At 64.5% G+C, this 24927-nt stretch carries 20 protein-coding genes, 1 tRNA gene and 3 pseudogenes; 18 read left to right on the top strand and 6 right to left on the bottom strand.

What is annotated here, in order from left to right:
* Position 1: 1 nt before the first annotated feature.
* On the top strand, positions 2–1045 hold the full coding sequence (locus A9W99_RS05175) for a phosphotransferase family protein (RefSeq protein WP_067374463.1): 1044 nt from the start codon (positions 2–4) through the stop codon (positions 1043–1045).
* A 46-nt stretch (positions 1046–1091) separates the two neighbouring features.
* On the opposite strand, the gene A9W99_RS05180 is transcribed toward A9W99_RS05175, so the two are convergent.
* Positions 1092–1472 carry a lipopolysaccharide assembly LapA domain-containing protein gene (locus A9W99_RS05180; protein WP_067374464.1) on the bottom strand — a complete coding sequence of 127 codons (381 nt, stop codon included), beginning with the start codon at positions 1470–1472 and terminating at the stop codon, positions 1092–1094.
* 223 nt (positions 1473–1695) lie between these two features.
* Between A9W99_RS05180 and A9W99_RS05185 the strand changes: the two genes are divergently transcribed.
* The 5 genes and pseudogenes from A9W99_RS05185 to A9W99_RS05205 all read left to right on the top strand — a co-directional run bounded on the left by A9W99_RS05185 (position 1696) and on the right by A9W99_RS05205 (position 5752).
* A complete protein-coding gene (locus A9W99_RS05185) occupies positions 1696–2643 on the top strand; it encodes an ABC transporter substrate-binding protein (protein WP_067374466.1) in 948 nt (315 codons plus the stop codon).
* 8 nt (positions 2644–2651) lie between these two features.
* The gene (locus A9W99_RS05190; RefSeq protein ID WP_067374469.1) at positions 2652–3761 is read left to right on the top strand and encodes an ABC transporter ATP-binding protein; all 1110 of its coding nucleotides are present in this window, start codon (positions 2652–2654) and stop codon (positions 3759–3761) included.
* A 3-nt stretch (positions 3762–3764) separates the two neighbouring features.
* Positions 3765–4448, top strand: coding sequence for an ABC transporter permease (locus A9W99_RS05195; RefSeq protein WP_067374474.1), 684 nt, complete (start codon positions 3765–3767; stop codon positions 4446–4448).
* Positions 4445–5148 (top strand): annotated as a pseudogene (locus A9W99_RS05200) (ABC transporter permease). Before A9W99_RS05195 ends, A9W99_RS05200 begins: the two are co-directional and overlap by 4 nt.
* Before the next feature lie 4 nt (positions 5149–5152).
* Positions 5153–5752, top strand: a complete 600-nt coding sequence (locus A9W99_RS05205; protein WP_067374479.1) for a putative glycolipid-binding domain-containing protein — start codon at positions 5153–5155, stop codon at positions 5750–5752.
* Here the strand turns inward: A9W99_RS05205 and A9W99_RS05210 are convergent.
* Positions 5715–6659 (bottom strand): prephenate dehydrogenase, encoded by a 945-nt coding sequence (locus A9W99_RS05210; RefSeq protein ID WP_067374481.1) that lies wholly within the window; start codon positions 6657–6659, stop codon positions 5715–5717. The two genes, A9W99_RS05205 and A9W99_RS05210, sit on opposite strands and share 38 nt — an antisense overlap.
* Positions 6660–6767: 108 nt before the next feature.
* Between A9W99_RS05210 and A9W99_RS05215 the strand changes: the two genes are divergently transcribed.
* The 3 genes from A9W99_RS05215 to A9W99_RS05225 all read left to right on the top strand — a co-directional run bounded on the left by A9W99_RS05215 (position 6768) and on the right by A9W99_RS05225 (position 7873).
* A complete protein-coding gene (locus A9W99_RS05215) occupies positions 6768–7289 on the top strand; it encodes a tRNA adenosine deaminase-associated protein (protein ID WP_067374484.1) in 522 nt (173 codons plus the stop codon).
* Between the two features lie 12 nt (positions 7290–7301).
* Positions 7302–7757: a nucleoside deaminase gene (locus A9W99_RS05220; protein ID WP_067374487.1), complete on the top strand. Its 456-nt coding sequence runs from the start codon at positions 7302–7304 to the stop codon at positions 7755–7757.
* A gap of 29 nt (positions 7758–7786) precedes the next feature.
* Positions 7787–7873 (top strand) — tRNA-Ser (locus A9W99_RS05225).
* Positions 7874–8174: 301 nt separating this feature from the next.
* On the opposite strand, the gene A9W99_RS05230 is transcribed toward A9W99_RS05225, so the two are convergent.
* Both A9W99_RS05230 and A9W99_RS05235 read right to left on the bottom strand, forming a co-directional pair.
* The gene (locus A9W99_RS05230; protein WP_067374490.1) at positions 8175–8564 is read right to left on the bottom strand and encodes a hypothetical protein; all 390 of its coding nucleotides are present in this window, start codon (positions 8562–8564) and stop codon (positions 8175–8177) included.
* Positions 8565–8774: 210 nt separating this feature from the next.
* Complete coding sequence (locus A9W99_RS05235; protein ID WP_067374493.1) at positions 8775–10340, bottom strand: GMC family oxidoreductase; 1566 nt, start codon at positions 10338–10340, stop codon at positions 8775–8777.
* A gap of 139 nt (positions 10341–10479) precedes the next feature.
* Between A9W99_RS05235 and A9W99_RS05240 the strand changes: the two are divergent.
* The 6 genes and pseudogenes from A9W99_RS05240 (at position 10480) to A9W99_RS05260 (ending at position 19085) form a co-directional block, all read left to right on the top strand.
* Positions 10480–13766: pseudogene (locus tag A9W99_RS05240) on the top strand (LuxR family transcriptional regulator).
* A gap of 98 nt (positions 13767–13864) precedes the next feature.
* On the top strand, positions 13865–14344 hold the full coding sequence (locus tag A9W99_RS05245; protein ID WP_172828809.1) for a CAP domain-containing protein: 480 nt from the start codon (positions 13865–13867) through the stop codon (positions 14342–14344).
* 32 nt (positions 14345–14376) lie between these two features.
* Positions 14377–14802: pseudogene (locus A9W99_RS27675) on the top strand (adenylate/guanylate cyclase domain-containing protein); the annotation flags it as partial.
* 159 nt (positions 14803–14961) lie between these two features.
* The gene (locus tag A9W99_RS05250; RefSeq protein WP_371514919.1) at positions 14962–17013 is read left to right on the top strand and encodes an NB-ARC domain-containing protein; all 2052 of its coding nucleotides are present in this window, start codon (positions 14962–14964) and stop codon (positions 17011–17013) included.
* A 110-nt stretch (positions 17014–17123) separates the two neighbouring features.
* Positions 17124–17696 carry a hypothetical protein gene (locus A9W99_RS05255; RefSeq protein WP_067374496.1) on the top strand — a complete coding sequence of 191 codons (573 nt, stop codon included), beginning with the start codon at positions 17124–17126 and terminating at the stop codon, positions 17694–17696.
* Positions 17697–17756: 60 nt separating this feature from the next.
* A complete protein-coding gene (locus A9W99_RS05260; protein WP_253869611.1) occupies positions 17757–19085 on the top strand; it encodes a glycosyltransferase 87 family protein in 1329 nt (442 codons plus the stop codon).
* 45 nt (positions 19086–19130) lie between these two features.
* Here A9W99_RS05260 and A9W99_RS05265 read toward each other — a convergent pair whose 3' ends face one another.
* Both A9W99_RS05265 and A9W99_RS05275 read right to left on the bottom strand, forming a co-directional pair.
* On the bottom strand, positions 19131–20294 hold the full coding sequence (locus A9W99_RS05265; RefSeq protein ID WP_067374507.1) for a cellulase family glycosylhydrolase: 1164 nt from the start codon (positions 20292–20294) through the stop codon (positions 19131–19133).
* A 1085-nt stretch (positions 20295–21379) separates the two neighbouring features.
* Positions 21380–21787, bottom strand: coding sequence for a TM2 domain-containing protein (locus A9W99_RS05275; protein ID WP_253869616.1), 408 nt, complete (start codon positions 21785–21787; stop codon positions 21380–21382).
* Between the two features lie 129 nt (positions 21788–21916).
* On the opposite strand from A9W99_RS05275, the gene A9W99_RS05280 reads away from it, so the two are divergent.
* Genes A9W99_RS05280 through A9W99_RS05290 form a run of 3 tightly spaced genes read left to right on the top strand, consistent with a single transcriptional unit; the run spans position 21917 to position 24923 of the window.
* On the top strand, positions 21917–23203 hold the full coding sequence (locus A9W99_RS05280; RefSeq protein WP_253869612.1) for a sulfotransferase: 1287 nt from the start codon (positions 21917–21919) through the stop codon (positions 23201–23203).
* A gap of 14 nt (positions 23204–23217) precedes the next feature.
* Positions 23218–24456 carry an MBL fold metallo-hydrolase gene (locus A9W99_RS05285; protein ID WP_067374602.1) on the top strand — a complete coding sequence of 413 codons (1239 nt, stop codon included), beginning with the start codon at positions 23218–23220 and terminating at the stop codon, positions 24454–24456.
* The gene (locus tag A9W99_RS05290; RefSeq protein WP_067374514.1) at positions 24453–24923 is read left to right on the top strand and encodes a VOC family protein; all 471 of its coding nucleotides are present in this window, start codon (positions 24453–24455) and stop codon (positions 24921–24923) included. The genes A9W99_RS05285 and A9W99_RS05290 overlap by 4 nt, the downstream gene beginning before the upstream one ends.
* Positions 24924–24927: the final 4 nt, after the last annotated feature.

The following is a 24927-nucleotide window of genomic DNA, read 5'->3' on the forward strand; positions in this document are numbered from 1 at the left end:
GGTGACTTCGGCTGACCGTCTCGACGGACTCGACCTGGCCGCACTGGACCGATACCTGCGTGCGCTCGGCATCGCGCGCGACGGCGAACTGCGCGGCGAGTTCATTTCCGGTGGTCGCTCCAACCTGACGTTCCGGGTTTACGACGACAAGACCAACTGGCTGGTACGGCGTCCGCCACTGCACGGCCTGACACCGTCGGCGCACGACATGTCCCGCGAGTACAAGGTCGTCGCAGCGCTGCAGGAAACACCAGTCCCGGTGGCGCGCACGATCGCGCTGTGCGAGGACGATTCGGTGCTGGGTGCGCCGTTTCAGATCGTCGAATTCGTTGCCGGACAAGTGGTGCGCCGGCGTGCGCAACTCGAAGCGCTCGGCCGCAGGACCATCGACGGCTGCGTCGACTCGCTGATTCGAGTGCTCGTCGACCTGCACAGCGTCGACCCGAACGCGGTCGGGCTCGGTGACTTCGGCAGGCCCAGCGGCTACCTGGAGCGCCAGGTACGTCGTTGGGGTTCGCAATGGGAGTTGGTGCGCCTGCCCGACGACTACCGCGACGCCGACGTCCAGCGACTGCATTCCGGTCTGCAGCAATCGATTCCGCAGCAGAGCCGCACCTCGATCGTGCACGGCGACTACCGGATCGACAACACGATCCTGGATGCGGACGACCCGACGCGGGTATGCGCGGTCGTGGACTGGGAGCTTTCGACGCTGGGGGATCCGCTCAGCGACGCCGCTCTGATGTGCGTCTACCGCGATCCGGCATTGGATCTGATCGTCAATACGCAGGCCGCCTGGACATCCCCGTTGCTGCCCACCGCCGACGAGCTCGCCGACCGCTACTCGCTGGTGTCCGGGCTGTCCCTGGGCCATTGGGAGTTCTATATGGCGTTGGCCTACTTCAAGCTGGCCATCATCGCGGCCGGTATCGATTTCCGCAGACGCATGTCGGAAAAGGCGCAGGGGAGGGACGAAACGTCCGACGCGCCCGAAGTCGTGGCGCCGCTGATCTCCCGCGGGCTCGCCGAACTCGCCAAGCTCTAGCCGTTATTCGAGTCTGCGGCAACGGAAGCGCGGGACCCGAAGACGCTTAGTCTTCGGGAGCCATGGCGTGCTTCTTGGCAGCTCGCCGCAGCTGAAGAATCCGCGCCGTGCCGACCGCGAAAGTGAGCAGCCCACCACCCACTGCCGCGAGCAGAATGGCCACCCCTTTCGGCAGGCTCCACTTCCAGCCGAAGAAGAAGAACGTCGCGGATTCGATGTTCTGGGTGACGAACACCAGCAGCAGGATAAGTACGAGAAAGCCCATGACCAGCGAAGCCCATAGGGCACCGGCGCGGGTCAGTCCGACGGCCGGATCCACGACCTTTGTTTTGGTGCGCGGCGCTGGTGCTGGCGCTGGCGGGGGCGGCGGGGTTGGCGCAGGCTTACCGGCGGGTTCGTCGGGCAAGGCAGAGGGAGTGCTGCTCATGTAGCCATCTTTGCCCCATTCGCGACGGAATGAAACGGCGCCACGCAGCCAATGCGTGGCGATCGCAAGCTCGGCGAAGCCGGGCGCGGCGGGTCGCCATCGTCAGGAACCGTGGCGATCGCAAGCGCGGCGAAGCCGGGTGCGGCGGGTCGCCACCGTCAGGAACCGTGCCCGCCAGCGGCCATAGCGGCTTTTCCCGCCCTGGGCCGTTAGTGTCTGCAGCATGACAACGCTGCGGCGCGCGCTGAGCGCGAAGATTCCCGCGGCCTTGTGTCTGGCGACGGTGTTTCTGGTGGCGGCGTGCAGCAACTCCGATCCGCTGGGCCCCGAAACCCGCAGCATGAAATCCATCGTGGTCGGATCCGCTGACTTCCCCGAATCTGAGATCGTCGCCGAAATCTATGCACAGGCGTTGCAGGCCAACGGCTTCGACATCGGCCGACGGATGGGGATCGGCAGCCGCGAAACCTATATCCCGGCGCTCAAAGACCACTCCATCGACCTGGTGCCGGAGTACATCGGGAACTTGCTTCTCTACTTTGCGCCCAACGCCACGGCGACCATGCTGGACGCCGTCGAGCTGGAACTGTACAAACGGCTGCCCGGAGATTTGTCGATCCTGACGCCGTCGCCGGCCTCGGACACCGATACGGTCACCGTCACCGATGGCACTGCCGCCATGTGGAACCTGCGAACAATCGCAGACTTGGCCGCACATTCGGCGGAGGTTAAGTTCGCCGCGCCGTCGGCGTTTCAAACCCGACCGGCCGGGTTGCCGGGACTGCGGCAGAAGTACGGCCTCGATATCGCCCCCGGCAACTTCGTTGCCGTCAACGACGGTGGAGGTGCGGTGACGGTGCGTGCCTTGGCGGAAGGCAGGGTCACCGCGGCAAACATCTTCAGCACGTCGCCGGCGATCCCGCAAAACCACCTGGTCGCACTTGAGGACCCAGAGCACAATTTCCTGGCCGGAAACATTGTGCCGCTGGTTAATTCGCAGAAGAAATCGGACCGCCTGAAGGATGTGCTGGATGCCGTGTCGGCCAAGCTCACCACCGCTGGTCTGGCCGGACTCAACGCCTCGGTATCGGGCAATGGTGGCATCGATCCCGATCAAGCCGCGCGAAATTGGGTGCGCGACAACGGCTTCGACCACCCGATCGGGAAATAGGCGGCCAGGTGATCACTTTCGACCGCGTCAGCAAGGTATTTCCCGACGGCACCACCGCGGTCGACCAGCTGAGCCTCGAGGTCCCCGACGGCAAGTTGACGGTCTTCGTCGGGTCCTCCGGCAGCGGAAAAACCACCGCGTTGCGGATGATCAACCGGATGGTCGAGCCCACCTCGGGAACCATCACCGTGAACGGGTCCGACGTGGCAGGCGTCGACCCGGTGAAGCTGCGCCTGGGAATCGGCTACGTCATCCAGCACGCGGGCCTGATGCCCCATCAACGGGTCATCGACAACGTGGCGACCGTGCCGGTGCTAAAAGGCCAGTCCCGCAAGGCCGCTCGCAAAGCCGCCTATGACGTGCTCGAACGAGTGGGGCTGGACCCCAATCTCGCCACCCGCTATCCCGCACAACTGTCCGGCGGAGAGCAACAACGGATCGGGGTCGCGCGAGCACTGGCCGCAGATCCGCCGATCCTGTTGATGGACGAGCCGTTCTCGGCCGTTGACCCCGTGGTGCGCCATGAGCTGCAGAACGAGATACTGCGCCTGCAAAGCGAATTGCGCAAGACCATCGTCTTCGTGACGCACGACATCGACGAGGCGCTCAAGCTCGCCGACAGAGTCGCGGTGTTCGGGCGGGGCGGAGTGCTGCAGCAGTACGACGAGCCGGCGCGGTTGTTGTCGGAGCCGGCCAACGAGTTCGTGTCGCGGTTCATCGGTCTGGGCCGCGGCTACCGGTGGCTGCAGCTGATGGACGCCGACGGCCTGCCGTTGCACGACATCGAGCGAATCCGTGCGGATGGACTTGGCGACGAGGAAACTCAGCCGGCACAAGGTTGGTCGCTGGTGGTTGACGACGAGAGCACGCCGTTGGGCTGGATCGACGCCGACGGTCTGCGCCGGCATCGCGCCGGAACGGCGTTGTCCGACAGCATGAGCGCCGTCGGTTCGGTGTTCCACCTGGGCGGCAACCTCAGCCAGGCACTGGATGCGGCGCTGTCGTCGCCGTCTTCGGTGGGCGTCGTCGTCGACGAGGCGGGCAAGGCGGTCGGCGGAGTCGTGGCCACCGACGTGCTCGCCGCCGCCGAAGCCCGGCGCAAGCCCGAAAGGGCCTGAGGCATGCACTATCTGCTCACCCATCTACCCGACGCCTGGGCGCTGACCGTGGTCCACCTGCGCCTGGCGTTGCTGCCGGTGCTCATCGGGCTTGCCATCGCGGTGCCGTTGGGCATGCTGGTGCAGCGGGCGCCGACGCCACGGCGACTGACGACGGCAACCGCGAGCGTCGTGTTCACCATCCCGTCGCTGGCGCTGTTCGTGGCCTTGCCGATGATCATCGGAACCCGCATCCTCGACGAAGCCAATGTCATGGTCGCGCTGACCGCCTACACCGCCGCGCTGCTGGTGCGCGCGGTGCTCGAGGCGCTGGACGCGGTACCGGCGCAGGTGCGTGACGCCGCGACCGCCGTCGGCTACCCCACGATCACCCGGATGCTGAAAGTCGAACTGCCGCTTTCAATTCCGGTACTCGTTGCCGGATTGCGAGTGGTCGTCGTGACCAATATCGCGATGGTCTCGGTGGGTTCGGTGATCGGCATCGGCGGCCTGGGCACCTGGTTCACCGAGGGCTACCAGGCCAACAAGAGCGACCAGATCGTTGCCGGCATCATCGCGCTGTTCAGCCTGGCGATCGTCATCGACGTGCTGATCGACCTGATCGGGCGGCTGGCAACCCCGTGGGAGCGTGCCGCGCGAGCACACCGTCGTTCGGTGGCAGCCCCGATAGTGGGCGGTGCGCGATGAACTTCGTGCAGCGGGCGGTGTCCTACATCTTGACCGCCGACAACTGGACCGGTCCGGTCGGGCTGGCGGCGCGCATCGCGGAGCATCTGGAATACACCGCGCTGGCGGTGGCGGCTTCGGCGCTGATCGCCGTGCCGATCGGGTTGATCATCGGGCACACCGGCCGCGGCACGCTGTTGGTGGTCGGTGCCGTGAACGGGTTGCGCGCGTTGCCGACGCTGGGAGTGCTGTTGCTCGGCGTGCTGTTGTTCGGGCTGGGCCTGGGGCCGCCCCTGTTTGCCCTGATGCTGCTGGGTGTTCCGGCCCTGCTGGCCGGCACCTACGCGGGCATCGCCAACGTCGACCCGACGGTGGTGGACGCCGCCCGCGCCATGGGGATGACGGAAACCCAGGTGCTGCTGCGGGTGGAAGTGCCCAACGCGTTGCCGCTGATCCTGGGCGGGTTGCGGGGCGCGACACTGCAGGTGGTCGCCACCGCGACAGTGGCCGCCTACGCCAGCCTCGGCGGGCTCGGGGGCTACCTGATCGACGGGATCAAGGTGCGCCAGTTTCACCTCGCCCTGGTCGGTGCGCTGATGGTGGCGGCGTTGGCGCTGATCCTCGATGGGCTACTGGCGCTGGCCGTGTGGGCGTCGGTGCCCGGCACTGGCCGGCTGCGTAAACCAGCCCTGCCGCGGTCGGCGGACACGCTCTACGGTAGATGAGTGAACGCAGCCTCTTCTGATTCGACTCCGCGCGTATGGCCGGCGATGTTGACCTGGCGTGCGCAAGACGTCTCGCGCATGGAATCAGTGCGAGTGCAGTTGTCTGGCAAGCGAATCCGGGCGAATGGCCGCATCGTGGCAGCGGCTACCGCAGGCAACCCGGCGTTCGGCGCCTACTACGAACTGCAGACCGATGAAAGCGGCGCCACTAAGCGGTTCGGACTCACCGTCACTCTGGCAGAGCGGGAACGGCAGCTGGCAATCGCGCGCGACGAGGAAAACATGTGGTTGATCACCGACCACCAGGGGGAGCGCCGAGCCGGATACAACGGCGCCCTTGACGTCGACGTCGTCTTCAGCCCATTTTTCAACGCGCTGCCGATCCGGCGGTTGGGTCTACACGAACGCTCGGACACGATCGTGCTGCCAATGGTCTATGTCAACGTGCCCGACATGTCTGTCACCGCGGCGACCGTGAGCTACACCAGCCAGGGACGGCTGAACGGGATCAAACTGCGGTCACCGGTGGCCGACACCACGGTGACCGTCGATGCTGACGGTTTCATTGAGGACTATCCAGGCCTGGCAGAGCGGATCTGATCACCCCGCCCGCCCGGCCGGCTGCGGCGAGTTCCTCGCGCCAGTTCGGCGCGCCGATGATCGTGGTGATGATGTCGAAGCGCGGGAAGCTGTCGTACCGCGTTCGTGCTGCATGGCCGGCTTCGATGAGCTCTTGAACCGAGTTGTGGGCGGCCAGCGAGTCACGGGCGCGGCTGAGCAGGTCGATGACGCGGTCGGCCGACGGCAGCAGCTGGCTGGAGTTGCCTTCGCACATCGCACGCACCAGGTCCGGAGCGGTGCCTGCCACTCGGGTGGCGTCCCGGAAGGAACCGGCGGCCAGGGCGAACGCGAGCGGAACCTCGGCGGCGGTGATAGCCAGCGCCTCGGCGAGCAGGTGCGGCAAATGTGAGATGGCGGCCGCTGCGGCGTCGTGCTCGTCCGATCTGGCCGGAACCACTACCGCCAAGCAGTCCAGGGCCAGCGTCATCACCATCGACCACACCGCGGGGTCGACATGGTCGTCCACGCTGACCACCCAGGGGGCTCTGGCGAACAGCCCGGCGTGGCCCGCGGCCCACCCCGAGTGCGCGGTGCCCGTCATCGGGTGACCGCCGACGAACCGGTCCTGCAGCCCGGCTGCCACGACCTCGTCGAGCACGGCGCTTTTGACGCTGGTGACGTCGGTCAGTGGGCAGTTCGCGGCCAGATCGCGGATGTGGGTGAGCATGCTCGGCAGCGCGGGCATCGGCACGGCCAGCACAATCAGCGCCTCGGTGTCGGCCGCCCGGCGCAGCGTTTCGCCGAGTTGGGTGGTGGCGTCGAAACCGTCGGAGCGGGCACCTTGCGCGCCCTCCACCGACCGGTTGTAGCCGAATACCTCGCGTCCGGCAGCCGAGGCCGCACGCATTATCGAACCGCCGATCAGCCCCAGCCCGAGCACGCACACCGGCCTTTGCACCACAGACCAAGGTTGGCACAGCTCGACGGTCGCGCTGTCTTGAGGTCGGGCTGCTCATCTGGTCAGAGGCCAGGTCAGCGACTAGCGTAGGCGCCCATGGGAGCACAACGGGCCCAAGCACCAGGCCCGTCGGCGGACGCGCCGGACGGCTTCGGCGTCGCGGTCGTGCGTGAAGAGGGCCAATGGCGCTGTTCGGTAATGGCGCCCAAGTCGCTGACGAGCCTGTCGGCCGCCGAGACGGAGTTGCGTGAACTGCGCAGCGCCGGCGCCGTCTTCGGGCTGCTCGACGTGGACGACGAATTCTTCGTCATCGTGCGCCCGGCACCGTCCGGGACGCGGCTGCTGCTGTCCGACGCCACCGCCGCGCTGGACTACGACATCGCCGCAGAGGTCCTGGACAATCTGGACGCCGACATCGATCCGGAGGACCTCGAGGACGCCGAGCCGTTCGAAGAGGGCGACCTCGGTTTGCTGTCCGACATCGGGCTGCCCGAGGCGGTGCTGGGGGTCATCCTCGACGAGACCGACCTGTACGCCGACGAGCAACTGGGCCGAATCGCCCGGGAGATGGGCTTTGCCGACCAGCTGTCGGCGGTGATCGACCGCCTCGGTCGGTGATCGCCTCGGCCGGTGACCGACGAAGATCTGATTCGCGCCGCGTTGGCGGTTGCCGCGACGGCCGGTCCGCGTGACGTGCCCATCGGTGCGGTGATCGTCGGCCCCGACGGCACCGAACTCGCCCGCGCGGTGAATGCCCGTGAGGCTCTTGGGGATCCGACCGCGCACGCCGAGATCCTTGCGCTACGGGCGGCGGCCGCCGTACTAGGCGACGGGTGGCGGCTGCAGGGGACGACGCTGGCCGTAACCGTCGAACCGTGCACGATGTGCGCCGGTGCGCTGGTGCTGGCCCGCGTCGAGCGGCTGGTGTTCGGCGCGTGGGAGCCCAAGACCGGGGCCGTCGGATCGCTGTGGGACGTCGTCCGCGACCGGCGCCTCAACCATCGCCCGGCCGTGCGCGGCGGCGTCCTGGCCGAGGAGTGTGCGGCACCGCTGGAGGCGTTCTTCGCCCGCCAGCGATTGGGGTGACCGGGGCTTGGTTCGGTAAGCTGCTCGACGGTGGCGTGTCCGAGCGGCCTAAGGAGCACGCCTCGAAAGCGTGTGACGGCTAACACCGTCCGAGGGTTCAAATCCCTCCGCCACCGCCCTTCACACCGCGGTAATTCTGCTGGTAGAAGCGGTTTTGCTGGACTCGATGGGTGGTCTCCAGCGGCCCGTGCCCACACCTGAGCCGGATGACCGAGCAGGGATGCAACCTTCAAATCAAGCCGTATCTTTTCAAGGTTTAGGCGTTAACCGTGAAATTACATTGCTGGATTTCAAGGTTGCTACAGCTTATTGGCTTTCTCCACACCGAGGCTTCGCGACCAGGTCAGGGAATAGACGGAAATTCGCTCGATCGGGTTCGGCGTGAATGGAAACCGGCAATCGCGCCGCTGATGCGACTTACTCGGCGTGGGCCTCTAACCGCTGGCACTCGGCAATCGCCATGTCGAAGGCAGCCAGCACATGCGCCTTGGGGTTCCGTCCTGCCCGGCTGTCATTCCAAGTGCTGATCGCGTGGCGGATCGCCGTCGCGTCTGATCCGTCGAGGACCGAACCGTGCATTGCCTCCGCGAGGAGCCGCTGCGCCAAACGCAATTCATCGTCCGGCGTCATCTCTGCCTGAGATGTGGCACGGCCAAAGAACGCCTTGTTGAGAGCGCCCCTGGCACAGTACCTGCGCAGTCCGTCAGTCCCTAGACTTACGTGGCCACCGGCAATCCAGCCTTGCGCAACGAGATTGCGGGCCACTTGCAATTTCTGAGTGACCTGACTGACCTGACTGACGTTCATTTCATCCCTTTCGCGGTTGAGCCAGTCGCGAGGCGAAGCGGAGTTTGGTCGGTTATCGCTTGGTGGCGCCTTTCGATGATGCTCACACAAAATGGCGCATCCACCTGTACGCCACGCCGCGGCGGCAGCTATCGCCAATTACCCTGCATCTCGCCGTTGGCGCTGCGTATACGGCTCACAAGTGCGAGTGAGCCGCCCCTCAGCGCAAAGTCAATGCCCAAACGTGCTTTTGGTCTTGCTGATGGCGACATCCACTCCGAGCCGCAAGAGGAAATCCGCACACCGCTCGCCGATCATAATTGAGGGAGCATTCGTGTTCGCGCGGGGTATCTCGGGTAGCGCCGACGCGTCGGCTACCCGAAGGTTGTCCACCCCGCGAACGCGTAGCTTCTCGTCAAGCGGGCTGTCGGCGTCCCTGCCCATCGCCACGGTGCACGCCGGATGGCTGGTGGTTTGCGCGGTGTTCCTGATGCAGGCCTCGAGATCCTCGCCGTAGCCCGGAAGAAGCTCACGCTCGACGGCTGCTGCGATCGGCTCAGTGCCGATGATGTCGCGAGTGCGCTGAACCGCGCGGACAAGTGCGTCGACATCATCGCGATCGCTGAGTAGGTTCATCCGAATCGCCGGTGGTACAGCGGGATCCGATGCACGAATCAAAACGCTTCCGCGGCTCTTCGGTGTCCAATACGAGTGCCCGACCGACAGCGCGGGCGCAAATCTTCCCCCACGAGGTTTGGCCCTGGCGTCGGCCGGGGTGAAGATCAGCTGAACGTCGCACGCCGGGGCTTCGACCGTCGAGCGGATATGGGCCAGCGCCTCCCCACCGTTACTGGCCAGCTTCCCACTGCGACGTAACAGCCACTGCAGCAACCATTTTGGGTTCGCGACGTCCGAGAGGCCGACATAACCGGGCAGGAGGGACCATACGGCCCAAAACAACGGGTGGTCAGTCAAGCCCTTACCGACGCGGGGACTGTCGACTAGCGGGGTGACCCCCACCCGTCGCAGGTGATCCGCTGGACCGACGCCCGAAAGCTGCAGCAGCTGTGGCGTGCCGAATGCGCCGGTACTCAGGACGATCTCGTGGTCGGCAAAAGCCTGGTGCATCCGTCCGCGGCGACGGTATTCGATTCCGACGGCACGACCGTCGCGAATGATCACGCGGTTGACCAAAGCCTTGGTGACGACCGTGAGGTTGTCCTGGCCCCGGAGGTAGCCACGCGCCGTGCTCCAGCGTTGACCCTGGTAAATGTTGACCGGCGTTATCGCCGCACCGTCGAGCTCTGGTCCGCTGACGTCGTCGCTGATCGCGACACCCGCGGCCCGCGCTGCGGCGACGAAACGATGAGACAGTTCATCGGGGTATGGCGAGCGGGTGATGTGCATCGAACCGAGCTCGATCCGATCGAACACCGGCGCCACGTCATTCCAGCCCCAACCGGCTAGCTGCCAGCCGTCGTAGTCGAGATTGCTGCCCTTGACCCAGAACATGGCGTTCATCGCACTACAGCCGCCGAGGACACGGCCGCGCGGTTGCGCGATCCGGCGGTTGGCGCAGCCGTACTCCGGTTCGGTCTCGTACGCCCAGTCCAGCGAAGTCCCGTACTGCATGGACGCGATCAGCGGCACCCGGATCGTGAACCGTCGATCGGAGCCGCCGGCTTCGATCAGCAGCACACGTGCCGTCGACTCGGTTGCCAATCGCCCGGCGACCGCGCAACCCGCCGAGCCGGCGCCGACCACGATGAAGTCGTATCCCGTGATGGTTTTCGTCATGCGCCGACTATCCGGCGGCGCCGCAGGGCGAACCATCGGCCAATCCGCCTAAATCATCGGTGGCCCGATGCGTATGTACGCATGCCCACGCTCAAACCTTTGGCGATTTCGCTGATGTTTCGGCGATAGACCTCAACGCATGCTGGCTAGCATGAACGAAACTAGCTGGAAGAGCCTGGACATGAGCGAGCTTCCGACTGGAACGGTCACGTTGCTGCTGGCCGATGTCGAAGGTTCGACGCGGTTGTGGCAGACCCAGCCTGACGCGATGAAGGCCGCTGTCGAGCGCCTCGACCGGACATTGGCCGCAGCCGTCGCCGCGCATCACGGTGTACGACCTGTCGAGCAAGGCGAAGGTGACAGCTTCGTGATCGCGTTCTCCCGTGCCGCCGACGCGGTGGCATGCGCACTCGACTTGCAGCAGGCACCGCTGGCACCGATCAAGCTGCGCATCGGCGTGCACACCGGCGACGTGCAACTGCGCGACGAAGGCAACTACATCGGTTCGACGATCAATCGCACCGCGCGGCTGCGCGACCTCGCTCATGGTGATCAGACCGTATTGTCCGGTGCAACGGAGCTGCTGGTCGTCGATCAGCTTCCCGCCGCCGTCGCGCTTACCGACCTGGGATCGCATCCGCTACGGGACTTTTCGCGGCCAGAGCGAGTCTTTCAGCTGTGTCATCCAGACCTGTGCAACGAGTTTCCACCCCTTCGGATTACGAATGCCCCTGCGGCGCATAACCTTCCGGCCCAGCTGACCAGCTTCGTCGGTCGCGGCGCGCAGATGGCGAGGGTGATGGAGCTGCTGGACACCGACCGGCTCGTGACGCTGACGGGTGCCGGCGGCGCGGGAAAGACCCGATTGGCGGTGGAAGTCGCAGCCGCGCTGACAGGTCGCACTCCCGACGGAGTCTGGTATGTCGACCTGGCTCCGATCACCCATCCCGACGTCGTACCCGTCGCCGTGGCACGTGCGTTGGGCCTGCCCGATGCGCCGGGGCGCTCAACGGGCGACACGCTGGTACGGTTCATCTCCCGCCGACGACTGCTGATTGTGTTCGACAATTGTGAACATCTGCTGGACGCGAGCGCTTCGCTTGCATCTGAAATGCTCAGTGCATGCACCGAATTGAGGCTTCTGACCACGAGCCGGGAACCACTCGGGATCCCCGGTGAGGTGACGTTCGTGGTGCCGTCGCTGTCGCTGACCGACGAGGCGATCGAGCTGTTCACAGACCGCGCCCGCCGCACGCAACCCGACTTCGAAATCGGCGAGGACAATGCGGCGACGGTGACGGAGATCTGTCGGCGACTTGACGGCATGCCGCTGGCGATCGAACTTGCCGCCGCCCGGGTGCGGGCGCTGACGCTCGACGAGATCCTTGCCGGACTACACGACCGCTTCCGACTGTTGGCAGGCGGCGCGCGTAGGGCGGTGCGCCGTCAGCAGACATTGCACGCTTCAGTGGATTGGTCGCATGCGCTGTTGACCGAGACCGAGCGGGTGTTGTTTCGCCGGCTGGCAGTGTTCCTGGGTGGCTTCGACCTTGATGCCGCACACGCAATAGCCGGTGACGAAGGCAGTGAGCGCTATCAGGTCCTCGACCAACTCACCCTACTGGTCGACAAATCGCTGCTGGTCACCGAAAACCAAGGCGGCCGAACGCGATACCGCTTACTGGAGACTGTGCGCCAGTACGCGCTGGAGAAGCTCGGCGATTCCGGCGAAACCGATTTGGCAGGCGGCCGGCATCGCGACTACTACACGGCGATGGCAGCTGAACTCGACTCACCGACCGACGCCGGCCATGCGCGGCGGCTAGCTCAGGCGTTGGTCGAGTTCGACAACCTGAGAAGCGCATTTGCCTGGAGTCTCGAAAACTCCGACACCACAACCGCGCTGAGGCTTGCCGCGTCGCTGCAGCCGGTGTGGTTTTCGCGATGGCGTATCCGGGAAGGGCTCGGTTGGCTCGACGCGGCCCTGGCCGCCGCAACCGAAGCCGATGACGATCAGCCGCCGGCACGGGTGCGAGCGCTCGCCGACAAAGCGCTACTGCTTGCGTACGTCGGTTCCACCGCGGGTGCGGCGGTCGCCGACGAGGCGCTTGCCCGGGCCCGCGAGATCGCAGACCCGGCCCTTGTCATGCGTGCCTCATTGCCCACGGTTTCGTCTATGCCCACGACTTCGAGGTCGCTGGGTCGGATTTCGATGAGGCCGGCAACCTCGCGCGCGAACTCGATGATCGGTGGCGGCTCAGTCAGATTCTCGGCTGGCATGTAGTGGCCGCGATGAGCGTAGGGGACCACGTCTCGATGAGTGCGGTGGCCGGCGAAGGCTACGAACTTGCCGAGACGATCGGCGATGACTTCAACAGCCGTCTGTGCCGGTTGGCGCTGGCGAACACCCACACCGATCGAGGCCAGCCAACGCAGGCTATCGCCCCGCTGCGCGACGTCCTCGCCGAAGCGACCGCCGCGCATGATCCGTTCTGCAGAGTGTCCGCCCTTTTGGGCCTGACTTTTGCGTTGGCGTGGTGCGGCGACGTCGACGATGCGAAGGCCGCGGCGGATGCGTACCTGAATGACCAGACGGACCTCGGCGACCTCGCCGACCATTTCGGGTACTCGGTGCTCGGCCTTGTCAACCTGACGGCGGGCGATGCGAGAGCGGCTCTCGAAGCCTACGAAGCAGCGCTGCTGCGTACACCGCTGACGCGGGCAACGATGCTTTCCTATGGGGTCATCGCGTTGCCGCTGTTGGCCTGCGGCGAGCTCACAGCAGCCCGACGCCGGGCCGACGAGGTGGTCGCGATGTCGAACGGCGTTTCACTTGTCGCGGCACTTTCCTCTCGGGCCCGCGTCGGGATCGCGCAGGGGGAGCTGGAGCAGGCCAACCTTGACGCTCGCGACGCGCTCGATGTTGCGGTCGAAACGCATGGCTACATGACCGTTCCGGATGCGTTCGAATGCCTCGCCTATGTCGCGGCGGAAGCGGAAAATCGTCGAGAAGCTGCGCGCCTACTTGGCGCGGCAGATGCCGCTCGGCAGCAGACGGGTGTCGCTCGATTCAGGATATTCGAGGCAGACTATGAACACCTACTCACGACTCTCCGAGATCATCTGAGCGACAGCGACTTCCGTGCCGCATGGGATGAGGGTGCCTCGCTGACCATCGAGGAAGCCATCGCCTATGTTCGCCGAGGTCGCGGAGAGCGCAAGCGCGTCAGCAGCGGTTGGGCGTCGCTCACCCGAGCCGAACTCGACGTGGTGCGATTGGTCGGCGAAGGACTGGACAATAAGAGCATTGCCGCACGGCTGTTCGTCTCCCCACGCACGGTCCAAGCCCATCTCACGCACGTTTACACGAAAATGGGCCTGACCTCGCGCGTGCAGCTCGCCCAGGAGGCTGCCAAGCACGGCTGAATTCCGCCCGAATTCGAGCATCCCGCACATATCGGCGTGGTGAACGTGCATTCTGTTTGCTGAAGACAGCAAATCGAGCGTGTGTGGCAAGAGGCAACATGACGACGAAAGTCAGGATTGTCATCGCCTTCTCGATCTGCGCTGTTGTTCCGATGGGTCTCAGCGCGGTCGCTGAAAACGTCGCGCGCGCAGACGATTTGGGGACCGCGGTGCACAGTGGCGTCAACCGGCTTCGCCAGACATGCGGAGGAATCGGCGACGACCCGCGGTTGACAGTGGCGGCGCAGCGCCACGCCAACGACATGCTGAGAAACGGTCTGGACGGCCATACCGGATCGGACGGCTCTTCACCGCAGATGCGGATCGCGGATGCTGGTTACACCAGGGTCGGCCGCACCGGCGAGATCGTCTACTGGGGCACCGGATCCGCCGCGACTCCAAGCGCCGCGCTCGACTGGTGGATGGGAAGCCCTGCACACCGAGCGATCATCCTGAACTGCGCATTCAACGCAGGCGGCTTCGCCACCTCTTGGGACGGCAACAAGATGACCGCCGTCGGCGACTTCGCAGGGCCGTGAAAGCCACACCGGGCGGCCAGCCTTCCGGGGTCGTGACGTTTCTGTTCACTGATATCGAGGGTTCGACACCTCGGTGGGAAGCAGACGCGGATGGCATGCGGGAGGCGCTGGCCGTTCATGACGAGGTATTGCACTCGGTGATCGAGAAACATGACGGTTGGTTGTTCAAGCACACCGGCGACGGGGTGTGCGCCGCGTTCGCGTCACCAAAGTGTGCGGTGGATGCTGCGGTCGCGGCCCAGCGGGAACTGAGTTTGCCAGTGCGGATGGGGCTGGCGACCGGTGAGGCTGAGCTGCGGGACGGGGACTACTTCGGTGCGGTAGTCAACCGAGCGGCCCGAGTAATGGCGGCAGGCCACGGCGGCCAGGTCCTACTGGCTGATTCGACAGCCGTTCTGCTCGACGGAGTAGACCTGGCCGATCTGGGACCGCGAAGGCTGCGTGGTGTGCCCATGCCGGTCAAGGTATTTCAAGTCCGGGCGCAGGGACTGCGCACGGAGTTTCCGCCGCTTCGGGCGCTGGATACGACGCCTGGAAATCTGAGACCTGCGACCTCGAGCTTGATTGGGCGCGAGTCGGAGGTCGCCGAGATCAGAAATGCGGTGCGGTCCCACCGGGTGGTGACGCTGACCGGCGTTGGCGGAGTGGGCAAGACGCGCCTGGCGTTGGAGGTAGCGACGCGGCTGGCCGATGAGTTTCCCGACGGCGTCTGGATTTTCGAGTTGGCCGCGGTCACCGATCCGGCAGCAGTGCCGGATGCAGTGTCATCAGTGCTCGGCATCACCCAGCAGCCCGACAAGACCGTGAGCGACTCGGTGGCGGCAGCATTGGAGGGCCGAGTCCGGCTGTTGGTGATCGACAACTGCGAACACGTTCTCGACGCCGCCGCCGACCTGATCGAAGCCATTCTCACGCATTCCGCGACAGTGACGGTCCTGGCCACCAGCCGAGAAGCATTACGAATCACCGACGAGCACTCATGGCCCGTCCCCTCGCTGGAGGTCGATGCGGGAACCGACTCTGCCGCAGTATCCCTATTCGTCGAACGCTCGCAAGCTGTTTCGCCGCGATTCTCGCTCGGAAACGCCGATGAAGCTACGGCGGTGGTGGATATATGCAATCAACTCGACGGCATCCCGTTGGCTATCGAGCTAGCCGCCTCACGCATGGCGTCGATGACCCCGAGAGAAATGCGAAACCGTCTCAGTCAGCGGTTCCGGCTCTTGGTCGGATCACGACGCGGACTAGAACGACACCAAACATTGCGCCAGGCGGTCGCATGGTCCTACGACCTTCTCGAAGAGAACGAAAAGACACTGCTGGACTACTGTTCGGTCTTCGCCGGCGGATTTGACCTCCAAAGCGCCTGCGCCATATCGGGTTCCGACGACGACCTCGCCGTACTCGATCAACTGGATGCCCTCGTGCGCAAATCGCTTGTCGTGGCTGATCGGTTGTCAGGGAAGACGCGGTTTTCGATGCTCGAGACGATTCGTCAGTTTTCCGAGGAACAACTCGTCGCCCAAGGCGCGGCTACTGAGGTCCGGGCCGCGCATGCCCGTTACTTCGCCGGGAAAGTGGTTGAGGTTTTCGCAGTATGGGACAGCCCGCGCCAGAGACAGGCTTATGACTGGTTTACCGTCGAGCTGGCCAATATGCGCACTGCCTTCCGGTGGGCAGCAGACCACAACGACCTCGATGTAGCGATCTCCGTTGCGACGCATGCCATGGTGCTCGGCCTGATGATCGAAAATTACGAACCAATCGCCTGGGCCGACGAGCTTATCGAGCGCGCTCGCATTACCGACCACTCTCAGCTCGCATCCCTCTACATGATGGCGGCGGCGTACTGGATGGTGGGCCGGGTGGAGGAGGCAGTTCGCTATAGCGAAGCCGGTCAGAGGCTCCTCCTCGCCGGGAGTAGGGCATCACCGCCGGGATTTGAGAGCTGGCTTGGCGGGGTGCACAACTTCACGGGTGAGCCCGAGCGCGTAGTTGAATGGTGCCGCGGCCTACTAGCGCGCATTGCGGATCCGTATGCCTTGACCACTACGGGCCTCGTCGTCGCATATATGCGAGCCGGTGCCCATGCGGAGGCCATCGCCGTCGCAAATCACCTCATCGAGAAGATCAACACCATCGCGAATCCGTGGGCGGTGTCGTATGCACTGATGATCTACGGGATGGCCTGTTGCGACGCCGATCCGACGCGTGCGCGCGATGCTCTACGCCGAGGTTTGGCAATCGCGCAGGAAAGCGGTAACCGTTACAACGTTTCTCATCTCGCGAATGTGCTTGGTCGTCTCGAGGCCAGGCACGGAGACCCAGTGGCCGCACTCGATAACCTCGCCCTCGCCATCCGTAACTACCATGACTCGGGCAACACCATCGTTGTGAAGGTCCCCTTAGCTGCCCTTGTGGCGCTCCTGGACAAGATTGGACGCTACGAACCTGCCGCACGCATCGCTGGTTCTGCGTCGAATCCCGTCACTCAAGCTTGGATACCCGAGATCAACGCTGCGATCGCACACCTTCGTGAGGTGCTCGGCGCTTCAAACTATGAATCGCTAGCCTGCAGCGGTGAGGCGATGACCACCGCCGCGATGGCGGCTTATGCCTACGACCAAATCGACCAGGCCCGAGCAGAGCTGAAGACCGATTCGCAATAGAGCACATACGTGAGGGCGTCCGAGCCGAATCTCTGGCGCCTCTTGCCGACCGGCAGCTCGTATGCTAAACGAACCCCTTTGGGGGCGTCAGGCCCGAGGAGGCGTGCGCGATGAAAAGATTCATCAGTCACTCCTGCCACCAGGAAGCAGCCGTGGGATACCGGCGCATTCTCATTGCGGCTGCGTTTGCTGCGTTGATCGCCGAGGTCGGAATTGTCGTGTCGGCGACGGACGAGCCGGGCACCGCGCCTGCCGGCACCGGCGCGGCGAGCTTCTCGCTCGTTGCGAGCGATTCGGAAACGCCGGAGCCGACGGCCTCAACGCTGGCACCCGAAACCGCACCGCCGCCGGCGGCGGCGCCCCCAAGGGCAGCGCCTCCGCCTCCGCCGCCTCCGCCGCCTTCAGAGCTCAGGCTGTGGTACGGCGACCCGTCGCCCAATGGGATACCTGCCTTCGTCGCGATCACCAATAACGCAGACAAACCGCCGGTCGGTTGCGTCTATACGGCCGTAGCGGTCGCGGGTCCCGCCACCAAGATCAACTACAACGACAGCGTCAATTTCACCGTGACCGGCTCGGCGGAGACGAGGATCGATCGTCGTGGCCCCGCGACAGGGACCACTTGGCACGTCACCATCACCTGCGACAACGGCCTGTCGACAAGTCAGGACCACATTTACTGACCCAAGGCGCCATCGGGCAAGCTGCATTACCCCGGCCATCACTGGGTATGGCTCGTAACGATGACCGTCTATGGGGGGAGCAAGATGCGCGAAGCCGACGCGCAGGAACGGGAAGGGCACTTTCAGTCCGAAGGTCGACAGCTCGAATTCCGATGGTCGACGGTCGCGATCCTGCTGGTCACAGCCGCCCTTTCCGGTGTGCTGCTGACCACGCTCGTGACGCTCTGGGCGCGCGACGTCGGCCTGCTCGCAGGTGGGTGGGATTTCTGTATTTACCGCGACGGGGGTCGGCATGCACTCAACGATGTGCCGCTGTACGCGAAGCCGGAATACTGCAAATTCGAATACATCTACCCACCGTTCGCGGCCCTCTTCTTCGCGCCGTTGGTCTGGTTACCCGACGGCGCAGACAAGTTCATCTGGTTGGTGATAAACGTCGTGCTGCTGGCTGTAGCCGTGATGCTGTGCTTTCGGATACAGGGCTACCGCATGACCCGGTATCTCGCGGCCGTCTCCGCGCTGCTCGCGATAGCGTGCGCGTTCTTGGAACCGGTGCGCACCACGTTGTTCTTCGGGCAGATCAACCTGCTGCTGATGCTGATGGTGCTATGGGACGCCGCGCGGGGCGAGCGCAGCCGGTTCAAAGGGATCGGCATCGGGCTCGCGGCGGGCATCAAGCTCACTCCCGCTTATTTCGTCCTGTACTACCTTCTCTTGCGGCAGTGGCGAGCCGCCGGTGTCGCCTTCGGCACTTTCGTCGCGACAGTAGGGCTGGGCTGGCTCGTCCTGCCCAATGACTCGTGGCAGTACTGGCACGGAAAGTTCGTCGACTCCAGCCCACTCAATAAAGCCCTCTTCCACGTCGCCAACCAGTCTGTCCGCGGAGGGATTGCCCGACTCACCATTGCAGTGCCGCCCCCGTGGTTGTGGCTGGGCGCCGACGTGTGCGTGGTGGCGCTCAGCATGTGGATCGCCGTGCGCCTGTACCGGCGCGGAGAATCCTTGCTCGCAATCACCGTGGCCGGACTGAGCGCCTCCGCGGTGTCACCGTTCACCTGGAGCCATCACTGGGTGTGGCTCGTACCGATGATCGTCTACTTCGTGCATCGGGCACTGAGCAACTCGTGGTGGTGGCTCGGGGTAGCGGCATTGCTGGCGGTGATGGGTTCATGGGCCCATTCGTTGCCGCACGACCCCGCGCCGCGCATCGGTCTGTACCTGTTCGCGCCCAAACTGGTCGGATGGCAGCCCTTGGAAAACCTCCACCTGATCGTCTATGCGGCGCTGCTGGTCGTCGCGGGCCTAGTCGCGAGCCGTTCGTCGAACACCCCGAAAACGCGTGCATACCAGCCACGTTCGACGCGCTCGCTTCAGGACATCAGGTCGTGACGGGCACCTGGCAGGTCACCCCGCCGTCGACGCGGCCCACGACAATTACCGTGTGCGCCCGGCGGCCTGGTCCTGGGCGAACAACACATTGCCCGAAAGGCCCCTAACCGTCTGCACTTCGTTGTCCCGGTAGGGCCGCCCATCGGGTTGCAGGAGGTCGTGGAACCAAACTTTCGGGGGCGTGGTGTACGGGTGGTCCCAGGAATCCCACGGCAGATAAGTCTGAGTCTTGCCCGCTACGAATCCCCAATTGATCGCACCGACGTTGTGCCGCTTGGCAATTGGCAGGATGGATTCCACCGTGCTGCCCTGGGAGCGGGCCATGTATTCGGTACACATGATCGGCCGTCCCAGCGGGGAAAGTTCGTTGATTCGGCTCTCGAACTCAGCTGGCGGCGCATAGCTGTGAAAGGTGATCACGTCGGAGTTGTCCAGTTGAATACTGGCGATGGCGCTGCGGCGCCCCGCATCTCCCCAGGCCCCGTCCCATACGCCGCTGGTCAATGGTTGACCAGGGTCGACCGAACGCGCCCATTGGAAAACCTGTGGCAGCAGTTCCTCGACACGCTCCAGCTTGTCGGCCCGCTCCACCTTGCGATACACGCGAGCCGGATTGTCGGGTTCATTCCACAAATCCCAACCCAGAACGCGATTGTCGTTGCGGAATTGGCTCAACACGCCCGTCACGTAGTCACGCATGACGGCGATGTAGCTCCGGTCACCGAGGCGTTCGGCACCTGGGCTCTGCACCCAGCCCGAGTTGTGTACGCCCGGTCTCGGCGCGCGCTGGGGGCCTAGCTTGGGCAACGGATCCCAGCAGGAATCGAATAGGACGAAAAGCGGCTTGATGCCGTGGCGGGCCGCTATGGAGACGAACTGTGCGAGACGCGTCTGGAACCGTTGGCGGTCCTGCGCCCAGAGCTGATCGTGCAGGAAAACCCGCATGGTGTTGAACCCATGCAAGCGGGCCAAGCCGAGCTCGGCATCGATGCGCCGCGGGTCGTAGGTGCCCGGCTGGAACATCTCGAGCTGATTGATGGCGTTGGAGGTGATGTAGTTGGCCCCGACGAGCCATCCTTGCCCTTGATACCAGCGATTTACCCGGTCCGTCGACCAACGGCTCTCTTCCGCTGAGGCACGGGGCATTTGGGCCAATGCCGTGCCAACTGCCAGGAGCAGCGGCAGCTTCAGCGCCGTTCGGCGGGGCACGTAGCGACGATAATGTTGCCCTGCGGGCATGCTGGATTCGCAATCCCTCGAGGTGGAGAATTGTTATCTCGTTGTCACCCAGCAGTATTCACTGTGTTTGGGCGAGAAGGCCGTCGACACGCGGAGCGAGTCACCAGCGTGACTCGCGGGCGATCCCGTCGTTGTCGCGTCGAGCTTTGGAACGTAGGCCGTATCGTCTCCGCTACGGCGGTCCAATAACACCGAAACCGGTCGTGGCAGCCACAAGAACACAAACCATCGGAACCCCCAACCCCCTGGGCGGCACTCCTTTAATGCCGCTTGTGACAACTGGTTTGGTGAGAGTACGGCGGCCCGCGTACCGGCGGGCCGGAATCGAGAAAGTAGATGCCGCGGTCAGGAAACTGTTACGGGATCGTGATTGTCACGCCCCCAGTGCTCGCTGCGCCCGTGGTCGGTGACGTCGAGCTGGTTGTCTTGGGTTTCCTCGTTCGCTTCGTTGTCGTGGTCGGGTTCGACGTGCTCGTCGTCGGAACGACGGATGTCTGCGGGGTACTGGGGCCCGACTCACGCAACGAAATGGCCCAGATCGCCACGCCGATCAGAACTGCGACTAGCGCTGCGATTGTCAGCAGCACGAGCGGCTTGCGATACCACGGGACTCGAGACGACGGTCGCGTGATCGGCGCGTTGTCACCGGACGGCATCGGGGTGCCGCCGGCTGGTGACGGTGGAGCAGGCTGCCTGCCGCCGGACGGGCCTTCGACCGGCGTGGCGCCTGCGCGCCCGGCGGCCTCGCGGGCCGCAGCTGCGGCTTCCTGGCTGGAAGCACCCGCTAGTGCCGCGCGTAGAGCCGCGTCGGCAGCGGCTTGGACCTGGCTTTCATTGCCACTGAATTGTTGACGCGCCCACTCCTGCCACTGAGCCCTCTTCGCGCTCAACTCGGCATTCGCGCCGTGAGCATCGGTCATGTTCACCCCGTACAGTCCGGCAGCAAAACTCACCAAACGCTATAGCGGGCGCTTGGAGACTCAATGATCGCATCGGCCCGGGGTATCGGGCGGGTTTCCAGGTTGGTTCGCGCTGCAGGGTACCGCCGCATGGTCTCAGCGCAGCTTCCGGCCGTTGCCGTCGCGGACGCTCCCGGTGAACATCATGATCGCGTCGACGAAAGCCCAGATTGCGACGCCCAACAGCACCGGAAGACCCACCAGCAAAAAGCTGAAGAAGAACCCAAACAGGCCGAGGCACAACTGCGCGATGGCGATCGAATTCGAACCAATATAGAACCGGCCGACACCGAAGACGCCGAAGAACAGTTGCAGACAGCCGGCGGCTGCAGCGGACTTGTCCGAGAGGGGTATCCCGGTGACTGGATCGCGTCCATAGGGTGCAGACGGATCGAGCGCGTAGCCAGGTCCGGGATAGCCGGCGTACTGATGGGACGGCTGGCCCGGGTAACCCCACTGGCCTTCCCCGCCTGGGTCGGACGGGTTTACAGGTTGGTTCGGCATCGCCATCGCTAACCCCCTCTACATGTGGCGTCCACACGCTACTCCGCTCAGCGGGAGGCGGGTTAGCGGCGGGTCGTGTCCACGGCTAGCGTCGGTGTGATATTCGCCCAGGCACGTCGAGGAGGCCGTGTGGGTTCAGCGGGCCAGGAGATCCACGCCGTCCAGAGTTTCGAAGACATCGACTTCGACGATCTGACGTCACCTGAGCTGACCGACGTGCAACGTCAGATTCTGCGGTACACCGAAGCCAGGCACGTCGACTTCGACATGGACGCGATGATCGCCGAGGCCGCAGAGCAGGCCGGTGCCGACGATCTGGATGACACGGATGGCTTCGGCGAGCGCTTGAGCATCCACGTGGCCGCGATCGAAGCCGATGACGGGCTGACCCAGCTGACGCGCTCGTCGTTGCGGCAACGGGTGGTTCGACTGCTGCGGAACCGGTTGTCGTTGACCGACCTCGTCAAGCGATATCCCGAGATCGAGTCGATCCCGATCGAGACGCCATTGATCGTGGTCGGCATGCCGCGGTCGGGCACCACGCATCTGGTGAATCTCGTTGCGGCCGACCCACGACGGCGCGCACTACCGTACTGGGAGAGCCAGGAACCGATACCGGCATACGGCCAGGGTCCCGACATTTTCGGAGTCGATCCCCGCTATACGCGGGCCAAGGCCGAACACGACGCGCTGATGGCGAGTGCACCCGTGGTGGCCGCAATGCACGACAGGTTCCCCGAGGCGATCGAGGAGGAAGTCGAACTCCTGGACCTCGATATGGCCGGCTACGTCCTGGAGTGGCATGCGCGGGTGCCGGACTGGCGTGACTACTACCTGGGGCTGGATCAGACGCGGCACTACGCCTACATGAGAAAAGTGTTGCAGGCCTTGACATTCCTGCGCGGCCCGCGCACCTGGGTGCTCAAGAGCCCTCAGCACTCTGAACAGCTGGGCCCGCTGATGACGACCTTCCCCGACGCGACCGTGGCTTTCACGCACCGTGACCCAGCAGCGGTCATCCAGTCGGCGATCACGATGATGGCCTACTCCGACCGGTTGCGCCGCACCAGCATCGACTCGGACTGGCTACTGGACTATTGGAGCGACCGGGTGCACCGACTGTTGAGCGCGTGTGTGCGTGACCGCGAGCTGGTGCCCGCCGAACGCAGCATCGACATCGGCTTCCACAATCTCAACGGCAACGAAATGCCGTTGCTGGAAGACCTTTATCGCCGCGGTGGAGTCGAATTGACACCGGAGGTGCGCGGCCGGTTCCAGGAGTATCTGGACAACAACCCACGTGGCAAGCACGGCCGCATCCGCTACGAGCTGCAACGGCATTTCGGCATCACGGCCGACGAACTCCGCGAGCGGTTCGACTTCTACTTCAACAGGTTTGACGTCCGCGCCGAATGAAGGAGACACCAGCGATGTTCGAACCGATCTATCGCACCCGCCCCGGCGCCGACGCGATGCGCCCGGCTTCTGCCGAGCAGGCGGAGCAGATCGCTCCGGGGCTTTGGTGCTCACCAGGTTTGTCCAACACCTATCTGCTGACCACCGCCGAGGGGCGGGTCATCGTCAACACCGGGATGGGCTTCGAGGGTCCGGTACACCGGGCGAACTTCGACGCCGTCGACTCGTCGCCCGTACGCTACATCATCTTCACCCAGGGACACGTCGACCACGTCGGTGGCCTGGACAGCGTGCGCGACCCAGACACAACCGTTGTCGCACAAGCCAACTGGACACTATGGCGAGACGACAACGAACGCCTCATCCCGTATCGCGCAAGCCGCAGCGCATTCGCCTTCAAAGACACATTGGCGGCCGGCATCCAGGCCACTCAACGACGTCTTGGTAGCTCGCGATTGCCCGGCCAGAGCGTCCCGAAGGTTGATCTCGACTTCGAGGACACGCTCACCCTCGAGGTCGGCGCGCGGCGGCTGGAGCTCATCTCGGTGCCCGGCGGGGAAACCACCGACTCGGTGGTGGTGTGGCTGCCGGAGGAGCGGATTTGCTTGTGTGGCAATACCTTCGGTCCTGTCTTCGGACATATCCCCAATCTGGTCACCATACGGGGTGATCGCTACCGCGACGCGCTGTCCGCCGTCGCATCCGTGGAACGGGTGCGCAATCTGCAGCCGGAGCTCTTGGTGACCGGCCACTTCGGCCCCATTGCGGGAGCGAACCGCATCGACGCCGAGTTGACCCGACTGCGCGACGCGATCCAGTATGTGCACGATCAGACCGTCGCCGGAATGAACGCCGGCAAGGACGTGCTGACGCTGATGCGCGAAATCGCCTTGCCCGCGGAATACGAAGTGGGCCAAGGCTACGGCAAGGTCTCCTGGGATGTGCGCGCCATCTGGGAAAACTACTCCGGTTGGTTCCACCACCGGTCGACGACCGAGCTCTACCCCGTCGGTTTCGACGCGGTCGCTGCCGACGTGGTCGAGCTTGCCGGCGCCGACGCACTCGTGGATCGGGCGCGGGCGCATCTCGGCGCGGGCCGTCCACTGCATGCCATTCATCTCGCCGAGCTCGTTTCCGAAGACCAGCGTGGTGCGCGCGAGATACTTCGGGCGGCCCACGAAGCTCTGTTGGCCGATAGCACGAATTTCTGGGAAACTGCCTGGCTCCGGCAGCAGATAGCGAGGAACTCATGACACTGCGATCCGAAGATCTCTACCACACGGGCATCGTGGTGCCCGACCTCGAGGCCGCCGTGGCCCGCTTCACCACATTGGCCGGATACCGGTGGATCACCCCGCTGTCCTACACGCTTCCATTTCGCACCGCGGCAGCCGGAACCCACGAATTCACCTCAACCATCGTCTATTCCATAGACAGTCCGCACATCGAACTCATCCAAGAGGTTCCCGGGAGTCCGTGGGTGGCCGCACCCGGCAATGCGGTCCACCATCTTGGCTACTTCACCGACAACCTGGCCGACGGCGCGAGAGCGTTGGAGGATAGCGGGTTCACCTTCGAAGCTACCGCCGCCGTGTCGGAATCCGAGCTGGCGCTATTTGCTTACTACGTCGACGCATCCGGCACTCGGATCGAGATCGTCGACCGCGCGCTGTTTCCCGATTGGCAAGCCTTCCTGCAATCACAGACCTCCGATCGGTAGCCGA

The organism is Mycobacterium sp. 1164966.3, assembly GCF_001665395.1.
GTDB lineage: Bacteria > Actinomycetota > Actinomycetes > Mycobacteriales > Mycobacteriaceae > Mycobacterium.

Coding starts and splice junctions, on each gene's coding strand:
- A9W99_RS05255 (WP_067374496.1), top strand. CDS start 17,124: ATGAAAAGATTCATCAGTCACTCCTGCCACCAGGAAGCAGCCGTGGGA.
- A9W99_RS05230 (WP_067374490.1), bottom strand. CDS start 8,564: ATGAACGTCAGTCAGGTCAGTCAGGTCACTCAGAAATTGCAAGTGGCC.
- A9W99_RS05185 (WP_067374466.1), top strand. CDS start 1,696: ATGACAACGCTGCGGCGCGCGCTGAGCGCGAAGATTCCCGCGGCCTTG.
- A9W99_RS05245 (WP_172828809.1), top strand. CDS start 13,865: ATGACGACGAAAGTCAGGATTGTCATCGCCTTCTCGATCTGCGCTGTT.
- A9W99_RS05285 (WP_067374602.1), top strand. CDS start 23,218: ATGTTCGAACCGATCTATCGCACCCGCCCCGGCGCCGACGCGATGCGC.
- A9W99_RS05195 (WP_067374474.1), top strand. CDS start 3,765: ATGCACTATCTGCTCACCCATCTACCCGACGCCTGGGCGCTGACCGTG.
- A9W99_RS05180 (WP_067374464.1), bottom strand. CDS start 1,472: ATGAGCAGCACTCCCTCTGCCTTGCCCGACGAACCCGCCGGTAAGCCT.
- A9W99_RS05260 (WP_253869611.1), top strand. CDS start 17,757: ATGACCGTCTATGGGGGGAGCAAGATGCGCGAAGCCGACGCGCAGGAA.
- A9W99_RS05290 (WP_067374514.1), top strand. CDS start 24,453: ATGACACTGCGATCCGAAGATCTCTACCACACGGGCATCGTGGTGCCC.
- A9W99_RS05275 (WP_253869616.1), bottom strand. CDS start 21,787: ATGCCGAACCAACCTGTAAACCCGTCCGACCCAGGCGGGGAAGGCCAG.
- A9W99_RS05215 (WP_067374484.1), top strand. CDS start 6,768: ATGGGAGCACAACGGGCCCAAGCACCAGGCCCGTCGGCGGACGCGCCG.
- A9W99_RS05235 (WP_067374493.1), bottom strand. CDS start 10,340: ATGACGAAAACCATCACGGGATACGACTTCATCGTGGTCGGCGCCGGC.